General features: G+C 43.8%; 10 protein-coding genes. 6 read left to right on the top strand and 4 right to left on the bottom strand.

The window, feature by feature from the left end; all coding sequences use genetic code 11:
- Positions 1-199 precede the first annotated feature (199 nt).
- From ACRD6K_RS03745 to ACRD6K_RS03770, 6 genes are read left to right on the top strand one after another with little or no spacing between them, the layout of a single operon-like run.
- Positions 200-1,129 carry a dihydrodipicolinate synthase family protein gene (locus ACRD6K_RS03745; protein ID WP_430972132.1) on the top strand — a complete coding sequence of 310 codons (930 nt, stop codon included), beginning with the start codon at positions 200-202 and terminating at the stop codon, positions 1,127-1,129.
- A gap of 33 nt (positions 1,130-1,162) precedes the next feature.
- A complete protein-coding gene (locus ACRD6K_RS03750) occupies positions 1,163-2,662 on the top strand; it encodes a sodium:solute symporter family protein (protein WP_430972133.1) in 1,500 nt (499 codons plus the stop codon).
- A gap of 18 nt (positions 2,663-2,680) precedes the next feature.
- Positions 2,681-3,766, top strand: a complete 1,086-nt coding sequence (locus tag ACRD6K_RS03755; protein ID WP_430972134.1) for a sialidase family protein — start codon at positions 2,681-2,683, stop codon at positions 3,764-3,766.
- A 21-nt stretch (positions 3,767-3,787) separates the two neighbouring features.
- On the top strand, positions 3,788-5,779 hold the full coding sequence (locus ACRD6K_RS03760; RefSeq protein ID WP_430972135.1) for an FG-GAP repeat domain-containing protein: 1,992 nt from the start codon (positions 3,788-3,790) through the stop codon (positions 5,777-5,779).
- A 7-nt stretch (positions 5,780-5,786) separates the two neighbouring features.
- Complete coding sequence (locus ACRD6K_RS03765) at positions 5,787-6,785, top strand: polysaccharide deacetylase family protein (RefSeq protein ID WP_430972136.1); 999 nt, start codon at positions 5,787-5,789, stop codon at positions 6,783-6,785.
- A 6-nt stretch (positions 6,786-6,791) separates the two neighbouring features.
- Positions 6,792-7,670, top strand: coding sequence for a glycerophosphodiester phosphodiesterase family protein (locus ACRD6K_RS03770; RefSeq protein WP_430972137.1), 879 nt, complete (start codon positions 6,792-6,794; stop codon positions 7,668-7,670).
- 158 nt (positions 7,671-7,828) lie between these two features.
- Here ACRD6K_RS03770 and ACRD6K_RS03775 read toward each other — a convergent pair whose 3' ends face one another.
- The 4 genes from ACRD6K_RS03775 to ACRD6K_RS03790 are packed head-to-tail and all read right to left on the bottom strand — an operon-like array spanning position 7,829 to position 11,280.
- The gene (locus ACRD6K_RS03775) at positions 7,829-8,245 is read right to left on the bottom strand and encodes a hypothetical protein (RefSeq protein WP_430972138.1); all 417 of its coding nucleotides are present in this window, start codon (positions 8,243-8,245) and stop codon (positions 7,829-7,831) included.
- Positions 8,238-9,521: an ATP-binding protein gene (locus ACRD6K_RS03780; RefSeq protein ID WP_430972142.1), complete on the bottom strand. Its 1,284-nt coding sequence runs from the start codon at positions 9,519-9,521 to the stop codon at positions 8,238-8,240. The genes ACRD6K_RS03775 and ACRD6K_RS03780 overlap by 8 nt, the downstream gene beginning before the upstream one ends.
- 12 nt (positions 9,522-9,533) lie before the next feature.
- Positions 9,534-10,010 carry a hypothetical protein gene (locus ACRD6K_RS03785; RefSeq protein ID WP_430972139.1) on the bottom strand — a complete coding sequence of 159 codons (477 nt, stop codon included), beginning with the start codon at positions 10,008-10,010 and terminating at the stop codon, positions 9,534-9,536.
- The gene (locus tag ACRD6K_RS03790) at positions 9,991-11,280 is read right to left on the bottom strand and encodes an SIR2 family protein (protein WP_430972140.1); all 1,290 of its coding nucleotides are present in this window, start codon (positions 11,278-11,280) and stop codon (positions 9,991-9,993) included. The genes ACRD6K_RS03785 and ACRD6K_RS03790 overlap by 20 nt, the downstream gene beginning before the upstream one ends.
- Positions 11,281-11,605 lie beyond the last annotated feature (325 nt).

Here is an 11,605-nt window from a genome sequence, read left to right on the forward strand (position 1 = left end):
GTTCAGGTTAAAATTCAATGCAAAACGAACAAGATACACTAAGCAATTGGTTGCCGATTGCAGTTCCTTTGTAAAGATGGGACAAGCATCCAATTTAATTGAACGGAAGCATGAACACCTTTTTCAATCAATTTGAAACGAGCATATAAACACAAATGCATGCCGAAAAAACAGTACAAGTAAATCCCACCAACAACCTATGAAAACGAACAACTATACTGAGATGAAATTACCATTAACCGGAGTGATCCCTCCTATTGTAACCCCTTTACTTAGTAATACCAAACTGGATGAAGCAGGATTGGAAAAATTGATTGAACACCTTATTGCTGGCGGTGTTCATGGCGTGTTTCTTTTGGGCACAACCGGGGAAGCCCCCAACCTGAGCTACGAGCTAAGAAAAACCTTTATCAAAAAGGCCTGTAAGCTAATCAGAAACCGCATTCCGGTAGTTGTAGGAATTACGGATACCTCCATTACCGGATCGCTGGCAATAGCTGCAACAGCGCACGAAGCAGGCGCTGATGCCCTTGTTATTTCTGCTCCTTACTACCTCCCCATGTCGCAGGAAGAGATGGCAGCCTACCTGGAATACCTGGTTCCACAACTTCCGCTACCTTTTATGTTATACAATATGCCTTCCTGTACTAAAATGCATATGTCGTTAAACACAGTAAGAAAAGCCAAAGAGCTGGGAGCTATAGGAATCAAGGACAGTTCAGGCGATTTGGCCTACCTGTACGCACTCATTGAAGAGTTTAAAGATTCTCCTGAATTTTCTATCATTGTAGGAACTGAACTATTCATTCCTGAAACAATGATCAATGGCGGACATGGTGCTGTTCCGGGAGGAGCCAACCTCTTTCCCAAACTTTTTGTTGATTTATATGATGCCAGCAAAAAGAAGGATGCGCGAGCAATTGCTGCTTTCCGCGAAAAAATCATTCAAATTGAAGACAAGGTTTACAATGTCGGGCATGAAAGTTCCAAATACATTAAAAGCATTAAATGTGCCCTTTCCATCATGGGAATCTGCAATGGGTTTGTTGCCATGCCTTTCCGGCAATTTGGCCCCGAACAACAAAAGCAGTTGGCAGCCAACCTACAGGAAATGGTCAGTAAAAACTAAACGGTACAAACCAACTAAACTAAAAAACGACTTATGAACTTACCGGTTATCGACCTGATCGTCTTTATCATTATAACCCTTGGAAACGTCATTTTTGGAGCCAGCTTCTTCCTGAGAAACAAAACCTCGGATCAGTTTACTTCCGGCGGAGGCAAGTTGCCGGCCTGGGTGGTGGGCATGTCCATATTTGCCACTTTTGTGAGCAGCATCAGTTTTTTGGCACTGCCCGGCAAAGCTTATATGTCCAACTGGAATGCTTTGGTTTTTAGCTTTGCCATCCCGGTGGCTGCGATTCTTGCGTCACGCTTTTTTGTTCCGCTGTACCGCGGCCTTGGTAGCATTTCGGCCTACAATTACCTGGAAGTGCGCTTTGGAAGCTGGGCCCGCATTTATGCTTCAACCTGTTACATTTTAACGCAAATGATGCGAACCGGGGCCATTCTGCTGCTCCTGGCCCTCCCCCTCAACGCCTTATTTGGCTGGAACATCAAAACCATCATTATTGTAACCGGCATCGCAGTTACGGTTTATTCCATGATGGGAGGAATTCAGGCGGTGATCTGGACCGATGCCATTCAGGGAATCATCCTGATTATTGGTGCTTTGGTTTGTGCAGCTGTTTTAACCTTTTCCATGCCGGAAGGGCCGGCACAGGTATTTGAAATTGCTGCGGCCAACGATAAATTTAGTTTGGGCAGTTTTGGCTCCAGTCTGGCCGACTCCACCTTTTGGGTTGTGCTCATTTACGGACTGTTTATCAACCTGCAAAACTACGGCATTGACCAAAACTTTGTTCAGCGCTACATGACTACCAGCTCCAACAAAAAAGCTCAATCATCGGCTTTATTTGGCGCCTTACTGTATGTTCCTGTTTCGCTGGTCTTCTTCTATATCGGAACTGCCTTGTATTCATACTATACCGCCCAGCCCAACCTGTTACCCGCCGAACTGCAGGACCCCAGTGCCGGCGACAAGGTATTTCCTTATTTCATTGTAAATGGTCTTCCACGCGGGATTACCGGCTTGCTCATTGCCTCTATTTTTGCGGCTGGAATGAGTACGGTATCAACCAGCTTGAACAGCACCGCCACCATTGTTTTATCCGACTACTACCAACGCTATATCAACAAGCAAGCCTCCGAGAAGTCATCGATGACTGTGCTTTACATTTCATCGATCGTTTTTGGAAGTCTTGGTATCATTATCTCCTTGACACTTGTTGGTGTTGAAAGTGTTCTGGATGCCTGGTGGTCATTGGCCTCCATTTTCAGTGGTGGCATGCTCGGCCTGTTTTTACTGGCATTTATGTCGAAAAAAGTACGCAATATTGACGCACTCATTGGGGTTATTTTGGGTGTTCTGATCATCGTTTGGATGAGCCTGTCGCCCCTCTATTTCAATGATGAAGATCTCTTGGCTTTTCGAAGCCCCTTCCATAGTAACCTGACCATTGTTATTGGAACACTCGTTATTTTCCTTGTTGGCTTTCTGAGTATGAAGTTGTTCAACAAGAAGCAAACTCAAACTGTTTAACCATTAATACACGGAACAATGAAACACCTGCTAATCCTAGCCCTGTTGCTTACGACATTTTCGGGCATTGCACAAAGCTTATTCAATAGCGATCAAGCCATCGTAAAATCAGAATTTATCTACCAGTCCGCTGACGTTCCTTTTCCAAGTTGTCATGCTTCCACCATTGAACAAACCGATGAAGGACTTATTGCTGCCTGGTTTGGAGGCACTGCCGAGAAAGACCCCGATGTGGGGATTTGGGTGAGCCGCTGGACTAACGGCAAATGGACTAATCCCAAGGAAGTGGCCAATGGCATTCAGCACAAAGACCTGCGCTATCCTACCTGGAACCCGGTTTTATTCAATACGGGTAATTCCATCGAGCTTTTTTACAAAGAAGGCCCCAACTGTTCCGACTGGTGGGGAGAAGTAATTAGCTCAACGGATAATGGGAAAAGCTGGTCGACGCCCGAGCGCCTGCCCGAAGAAATCTGGGGCCCCATCAAAAACAAGCCGGTACGCCTGGCCAATGGCGATCTGCTCTGCCCTTCAAGCACTGAGCTTACCGGCTGGCAGGTGCACATGGAAATTACTCCGGATATGGGAAAAACCTGGGAACGGACCAAATCCTTAAATGACGGTAAAGAAGTTGGCGCTATCCAGCCAACCATCTTGATTCATCCGAATGGCAAACTGCAGGCTTTGTGCCGCAGTCAGAATAAACAGATATTATCGACCTGGTCGGAAGATAACGGCCGCAGCTGGACACCCTTAACTCCCATCAACCTGCCCAACCCCAACTCAGGCATTGATGGCGTTACCTTAAACGATGGCACACATGTGTTGATCTACAATCACGTCAAACCTGCCGAGTCATGGGGCGATCGCAACATCCTCAACCTGGCCATATCCAAAGATGGCATCAACTGGGAAGCAGCCGCTCTGCTTGAAAACGATTCCGATCCGGACTCAGAATATTCCTATCCGGCCGTCATTCAAACCGAGGATGGAAAGATTCACATCACCTATACCTGGAACCGAAAGCTAATCAAGCATGTGGTGGTGGATCCGCAAAAGCTAAGCACTAAACCCATTAAAAACGGACAATGGCCCAATCGTTAAAATCTGCTTAGAACCGACGCAATGAAAACCAATAAACCGATTATTCTCAAAGTATTTTTTCTCATAAGCTGTGTTGTGCTGACTCTCATTTGCGGGGCTCAACCCAATGAGTCCAATCAGCTTACAAGAGTTCAATACAACCATACAGGCCTGCATGCCGACCTTGGAGTCGGGCTGTGGGCCTGGCCTTTTCCGGTTGACTTTGACAACGACGGAGACCTCGACTTACTGGTCAATTGCCCCGATAAGCCTTTCAACGGACTTTGGTATTTTGAGAACAATGGGGACAATCAAAACGAGCTGCTGTTTAAAGCCCCTGTTTGGTTGGCTGAGAGCAAACGAAACCTGCAACTATCGGTGATCGACAATGAAATCATGGCCATGACTCCCGGGGTTGTTTACCGCGATTTTAAGCATTCCTTCTTTCAAAAGCCGGACACCATCATTTCGGAAAGCTTTTACAAACACCTTGTCAAAAAGGCCCGTTTTAACCTCTGGCGTCAGGTTGATTATGATCAGGATGGCGACCTGGATTTAATCCTTGCCCTGGATGATTGGACGGACTACGGCTGGGACAATGCCTTTAATGAAGCAGGTGTTTGGACCAACGGCCCGCTGCATGGAACTGTTTACCTCATCGAGCAGGAAGCCGCCAATACGTATAAAAAGCCCGTTCCGGTTTTAGCGGGAGGCCAACCGATTGACAATTACAGCATTTCAGGAGCGCTTTTCGAAGATTTTGATGGCGATGGTGATCTGGACCTGATTCTTGGGGAATTTGTCGATCGATTAAGCTGGATTGAAAATACGGGAACACGCAAGCATCCGAACTATGCCACGCCTGAGTTTTTGAAAATCGAGGGAGAGGTGCTTCACTTGGATTTGGAAATGATCGTGCCCACTGCAGCCGATATGGATCAGGACGGACACATGGATTTGGTTGTAGGCATTGAAGACGGGCGCGTGGTCTATCTTCGAAATACCGGAAAAACCAATTCCGATGGCCCGATCTTTCAAAAGCCGGAATACCTGCGCCAGGAAGCGCAACACCTGAAATTCGGGGCGCTGGTGACTCCCTTCAGCGTGGATTGGGATCAGGATGGCGATGAGGACTTAATTTGTGGGAACACTGCCGGACACATTGGCTTCATCGAGAATCTGGGCGGTGCAAATCCGCCTCAATGGGCCGAGCCCAAATTCCTTCAGGCCGATGGCAAAACCATTCTTATTCAAGCCGGAGAAAACGGCTCCATCCAAGGGCCTGCCGAAAAGAAATGGGGCTATACAACACTGTCCGTGGTGGACTGGGACAACGATGGGCTGCTTGATATTCTTTACAACTCCATTTGGGGGAAAGTTGGCTGGTTCAAAAACATTGGCGTTCCCGGCAACCCGGTTTTGGCGGCTTCGCAACCGCTGGAAGTTGCCTGGCCAGGCGACAATCCCAAACCGGCTTGGAACTGGTGGAGTCCGGAAGGGAACACCCTGGCAACGCAATGGCGAACGACACCGCTTGGCTACGATTGGAACCAGGACGGATTGATGGATCTCATCATGTTGGATCACGAAGGTTACCTTTGCTTTTGGGAGCGTTATGAAGAGAACAGCCAGCTTCACCTGAACCCCGGACAACGCCTGTTCACCGCTGCTGAAGGACAAGCCTTCAACGATAAATTCACCAATGACAAAGACGGCTTACTACGCCTCAACACCAGGGAGGCCGGAGGCTCCGGACGTAGGAAGTTCTGCATCACCGACTGGGATGGCGATGGCTTGCCCGACCTCTTGGTCAATAGCGTAAATGTTAACTTCCTGCGGAACAAAGGCACTCACAATGGCCGGACAGTTCTAGAAGATATGGGCCCGGTTTCCAAGCACCGGCTGGCTGGACACACCACTTCGCCTACCCTTGTTGATTGGAACAAGAATGGCATCCCCGATCTTTTAATTGGAGCGGAAGACGGGCATTTTTACTACCTCGAAAATCCACATCAAAACAACCAACAAAAATAAGCACATCATGAAACGAGCCAACTCCTTACAACAAACGGGTCGAATGCTTTTAGCTGGTGTATTCCTGCTGGCCACAGTTGCTACAGGCAAAACCTCGACCGCCCAAAATTCAGCCCCAACCAATGCCGAAAAACTGGGGTTCCCCAAAGGAAAAAAGATCCTGCTGCTGCACTCCGACGATGCCGGGATGTGTGAAGAAGCCAACCTTTCGGTGATGGCCTATTCCCTGAAGAACCACGTTCAATCGGCGGCCGTGATGATGCCCTGCCCCAACGCGGAAGAAATGGTGGCCTGGGCCAAGAAACATCCGCAAGCCGACATCGGTGTTCACCTGACGCTGACCAGTGAGTGGAAAAACTATCGCTGGGGGCCCTTGGCTCCGGCTGCTGATGTTCCCGGATTGATTGATCCCAAAGGAAAGCTTTGGCCCGAAGTCATTGATGTGGTTCGTCATGCCAGCCCCGAAGAGGTGGAACAGGAGATTCGCACCCAGATTGACCGCATGCTTGAGCTTGGGTACCAACCAACGCATATCGATACGCATATGGGAACGCTCTATGGCTCGGCCGAATTTCTGACCGTATTTTTGAAAGTGGCACAGGAATACCAGATTCCGGCAAATGCCATCGACCTCTCCAACCCCAAGGTGGCCGCCTACTACAAGCAAGCCGGCTATCCAATTTCAGAAGAAACCATTGCCCAGCTGGCCGCCTATACGCTTCCGAAGCTCGACAACTTTACCAGTGTTCCCAAAGGATCAAGCTACGAAGAAAAGAAGGCCAACTTCTTTCAGCTGGTCAACGCGCTCGATCCCGGGCTTACCGAGATTATCTTTCATCCGTCCATTGAAACCGACCACCTTAAAAGCATTACCGGCTCGTGGCAACAGCGGGTTTGGGAAGCCAAGATGTTTTCCGATCCGGAGGTCATCCGGTTTTTTAAAGATCACGGCATTGTGCTCACCACCTGGCGAGAAATCATGAAACGTCATCAATCCAACAACTAAAAAAATATGCGCCCTTTTCTAAAAAGTTCCGTTCTCCGCCTTGCAGTCCTGCTTGCTCTTACGATTTGGTCCTGCAAACCACAGCAGCCCATAGCGCGCATCCTGGCCGAATTTCACAACCCAAACTCCAGCTATGTGATGGTGGCTGCCCACCGCGCGGCACATAATGGTTACCCCGAAAACTCGCTTCCGGCCATCCGGCATGCGATTGGCCTGGGCGTTGATATCATTGAACTGGATGTGAAAGTGACCACCGACAGTGTGGTCGTTATAAACCACGACCGAACCATTGACCGCACAACCAATGGGACCGGAGATCCGGAAGCTTATGCCTGGAAGGAACTGCAACAATTTCGACTGGAGATGCCGGATGGTACCCTGACCAACGAGCGAATAGCCACCTTCGAGGAGGCGCTGCTGCTGGTCAAAGGCAAGGCCATGATTGACATCGACATCAAAACCAGCCATCTCAAGCCCATTGTTGATGTCATTACCCAAACGGACACCTGGGATCACATCTTTTTCTTTGACAACGACTACCTGGCCTTACAGGAAGTGCGCGACAGGCAGCCCGATGCCATGTTGATGCCCCGTGCCTACTCCTATCAAATGGCTGACTCGGCCCTCTTGCTTTTCAAGCCGCCCGTGGTGCATATCGACCATTCGTTTTACACCGAAGAAGTTTGCCAATTGATCCAAAACCAAGGCGCCCGCATTTGGCTAAATGCCCTCGGAACTCAGGATTCCATCATGCGCTCCGGAAGCCTACAGAAAGCCCTGGATAACCTTTTAAAATACCAAGCCAACATCATCCAAACCGATGAACCCGAACTGCTGATCCCGGCGCTGGAAGCCATCGGCAGACGAACCTCCGGCAAGCAATAGGCCCAAGCAAGATTCAACCGCAGGAAAGTTTTGGTTGAATCATATTCATCCTCAGATGTCTTTAAACTTAAGGTTCTGCTGAGGTCAAATTACTATACCACTGTCACTTTCCCAAAAAATACGATATAAACATCATAATTATTCAAGGTCGATGAAGATCAACCTGTAAGCATGTCCGCAATATCATTTAGGTTATTTCTCAATACAAATGCCCGATCTGTATACACCGTAACATCATCTAATAATAAGTCTCCTTTTACGATATCAGGCTCATCTATTAGTTCATTAAATAGAGAATAGATATTATGTGTTAAATAGTTACGTTGTTTTAACACTAGTTCTAATGTTTTTAGAACATCATTATCTATAACCCCTTTATCTTTTCCTATGTAGATTAATTGGCCTAATGTTTTGCTAGTAACATTCCTTTTTATGCCTTTTCTTTTTAAAAATTGCATTAACTCAGCTTCTAACCGTCCTGCCGCCAATGTCACACGTCCCATTTCCATCGTAAAACCCTCATCTTCAAACAGCAAATTATAAAACTCTAAACCTGTCTTTTTCTCTTTATCCATTTTTTGAGAATTTTGGTGTTTCAGAATCTGGAGTTACATCTGGTTTTTTAATCTTAATCGTCAAAGGCATTGGGAAATCAACACCTAATAGAAGCGCTTCACCTTCGCCCAATACAGGCATATAGGCTAAAACATCCCTATTAGCTGATGCGCAAGCATTTTCAACAGTCTTTTTATCATTCTCATTGATGAGACGATGAACAATGAATGCTCCCATTTGACTTAAAGTGCCCTGAGGAATATCTCGTGGCATTTGTGTTGCAAGACAAAGGAACAAACCATATTTTCGACATTCCTTGGCAATTTGATCAAATGCATTCAGTTCAATAGTTTCAAAAAACTCATCTTTAATCTTTTTATTTAAGAATTGATGTGCCTCATCGATGAAGCAGATTGTTGGAGATTCCTTAAACTTGCCTTTTCTTGCTTGATTTAATAGCTTATTTCCAATAGCATTGGTTAAAATCTCCCGTATTTGAAATTCATATCCAACAGACTTAAAATCGACGTACAAAAGATTCTTTTTATCTCCTGCCTCTAAAAATTCCTTCAACATTGTCGAAAACTCTTTATCATCGGTAACTTCCTTTTCAAATCCAAAGCTGCTTTTAAAATATTTATTATTAAGAAGACTACGAATACGAACAACTAAAGATGTGCAATGGGCTATTGTCTTATCATCTCTATTTCCCCATACTTTAATATCATTGTAATTACTCTCATATACACATTCTTCAACTAATTGAGATACCAATTTGTTAAAATCAATACTCAGAAAACTATCATCAATTTCCTCTGAATAAATAGTTGATATCCTTGATATAGGAAGTTTCCTACGTAACTTTTTAATTAAAACACCATTCTCGATCATTATTGTATCCTGTTGTCCTTTATATCTATATTCGGATTCAGGAAGAACGTCAAAATCTCCAAGCAAATCATTTAACACTATATTACACAATTTCAGAGAACGAATTGCATCTAAAAGCTTTGGCTTTTGGGTTTGTTCAGATGGTTTTAGAATACTAAAAATATCATAGATCGTAAGATTTGAATAATGCAAAAAACCACCATCATCAGTTCCAAACTCAATTACTTCAGTTGTCGGTAAGTCTTTTAATTTACTGTATTCCCCGGTTGCATCAACCAAAATGATTTTAGCATTACTTTTTTGAACATCCTGGATCAACTTTGCTACCGTCCAGCTCTTTCCTCCTCCTGTTGTTCCAACCACTGCACAATGTCTTCCGAATAATGCATTTTGAGAAATTTCAATATCTGCGTCATTTTAAGTCAATTTCCCCAATTTAATTAAAGGTTCAGTATCCCTTTCATCATCTTTTACTCCAAAGTCCTTAACATAGCTTTGAATAAATGACTTAGAGGAGACATATACCTTTGAACCTATGCTAGGATAAATTCCAATACTCTTTGTTACTTTCTCTGGAGCATAAGTATCAAAAGACAATAAAAGCTCAACTCTCCCTGATGGATGAAATGTTGAATCAGCATGGACAAAATCTCTTTCGCTCAACTCCTTTCGTTCAGCCTCTGGTAAACTAAGGTCTAAGATCCTACCAATAAATCCATATCTTTCTCCCTCAATTACAACAAAATTTCCAAGCATGCCACCATTAAAGTCCTCACTATTGTGAATAAAGCTGTTTAACAAAACAGATGACGGAAAATGAATACGAATATATTGTGGCTGCACTTCTCGTACATACCCTAAAAAATAATTGTGATCAAATGGGGTTGTCTTCATTTCCTTGCCGGCTTGATTGATAATAAATATGATTACTTGGGTAATTCTCTACAAAATCGCTAAACTTCTCATTAACAACAAAGACATTACTTTCTTTAGTGAATTCCTTTAGAGGAATATCATTTAGAGGTATTCCTCCCAATCGTTCGTCCTCTCCATTTACTTCTGGATAATAATTACATATTAATAAAGTAAAACTTGGATTTTGTCGAACTGCTTCTAAAATAACATTCGAGATATGCTTATCATACAAACTAAATCCTACAATAATTAACAAGGTATTCTCTTGTCGTAAATAACCTTGAAAGCGAGACATCATCTCAAAATAGGGCTGCTCATAAGAACTTTCATATTTGTTGGATGCTGGATAAATTAGTAAACGATCTCGCTTATCATTTTCTGAACAAATCTGAACATTTCCATTATCATTCCGAATCCAATCGAGTGAACCATGCATCTTATAAAGATGCATTACTTTAGGCACGAAACTCTCTTCCTTATTAATTCGGCTTTTTTCTCGAAAAACGATATCGTAATCAAAATTTACTCCACTAAACATGCGTGGCATCGTAAATGAAAAACCGTCGAGTAAAGTAATATTTGCAATCTGAGCTGCCTGCTCTATAATTCTATCGTAATTGGTTGTAAAAAACTTCACTCTTGGGTACTTAAGGTTCCTATTCAAAAGTTTATCTAAAAACTTTTGATGATACTTGCCGCTTAAAACTAAGTCACATTCCTCTTTTATGCATTTTTCAATTTTGGAAACAAGCGCCTTAAGCTCCATCTCCTCATCTTTTTCTTCTTGTCCATCAGTTCTATATTTGATTTTAGCTTTATAATCAAATTTTAAATACAAATAGGCTTTTGATAATAACTCTTCAATATCTTTGAGTTCCTCACTAAAGGATAGTTTTTTAATAAATGCCCCAAACACTTCTTTCCCTACTGCTATCTCTACAGCATCCCATAATCCCTGCCTGTCTTTTGCTTCCTCTTCCTCTGTCTCAACATTCTTTTTGGTTCCCTCTTTTGACATTCCCGCTCCAGAAAGAACAAGTAAATTTTTATATGCTGCATTTTTCAAAAGCTCCCCATAAATCTTGCGTTCTTCTTTTTGAGCTATTTCAATTAACTCATGAAGTTCATACTTCTTCTGCTCTTCATCGCTAGATTTTAGTGAAACTCCATTTAAGACAGCATCTTCATTGGTATAATATACCTTATCTGTTTGACTATGTAAAAGGTATCGTTTGGTAGGCTCTGTCATATGTATAATATTTTGTTTTATTTCCATCCTAAATCTACCCAAATCTCCTGAATAAAATTTCTGTTAAGTCGTTTTTCTATTCGTCAGTTATTAACACTGGTTCATTGTTCGAGTATCAAACCCCCTTGGTTAGCTCATCAACTTTGTTGGTTGGCTTGTCAACTTCTTCGGTTGGGTCATCTACCCCTCTGGTAAACACGTTTACCTCTCTGGTAGCCTCATTTACTTCTCTGGTAAGGTCATTTACCTTGAACTTGCAACAAAAAAGTGGACATTGAGTTAAGCTATGCTGCCAATTTTTGTTTATTTATTAATTCAGCAAATT

The organism is Sunxiuqinia rutila, assembly GCF_050589705.1.
GTDB lineage: Bacteria > Bacteroidota > Bacteroidia > Bacteroidales > Prolixibacteraceae > Sunxiuqinia > Sunxiuqinia rutila.

What these genes read in the sequence shown, in the direction of transcription:
- ACRD6K_RS03745 (WP_430972132.1), top strand. Translation starts at nt 200, where the DNA reads ATGAAAACGAACAACTATACTGAGATGAAATTACCATTAACCGGAGTG.
- ACRD6K_RS03765 (WP_430972136.1), top strand. Translation starts at nt 5,787, where the DNA reads ATGAAACGAGCCAACTCCTTACAACAAACGGGTCGAATGCTTTTAGCT.
- ACRD6K_RS03790 (WP_430972140.1), bottom strand. Translation starts at nt 11,280, where the DNA reads ATGACAGAGCCTACCAAACGATACCTTTTACATAGTCAAACAGATAAG.
- ACRD6K_RS03775 (WP_430972138.1), bottom strand. Translation starts at nt 8,245, where the DNA reads ATGGATAAAGAGAAAAAGACAGGTTTAGAGTTTTATAATTTGCTGTTT.
- ACRD6K_RS03760 (WP_430972135.1), top strand. Translation starts at nt 3,788, where the DNA reads ATGAAAACCAATAAACCGATTATTCTCAAAGTATTTTTTCTCATAAGC.
- ACRD6K_RS03750 (WP_430972133.1), top strand. Translation starts at nt 1,163, where the DNA reads ATGAACTTACCGGTTATCGACCTGATCGTCTTTATCATTATAACCCTT.
- ACRD6K_RS03785 (WP_430972139.1), bottom strand. Translation starts at nt 10,010, where the DNA reads ATGAAGACAACCCCATTTGATCACAATTATTTTTTAGGGTATGTACGA.
- ACRD6K_RS03770 (WP_430972137.1), top strand. Translation starts at nt 6,792, where the DNA reads ATGCGCCCTTTTCTAAAAAGTTCCGTTCTCCGCCTTGCAGTCCTGCTT.
- ACRD6K_RS03755 (WP_430972134.1), top strand. Translation starts at nt 2,681, where the DNA reads ATGAAACACCTGCTAATCCTAGCCCTGTTGCTTACGACATTTTCGGGC.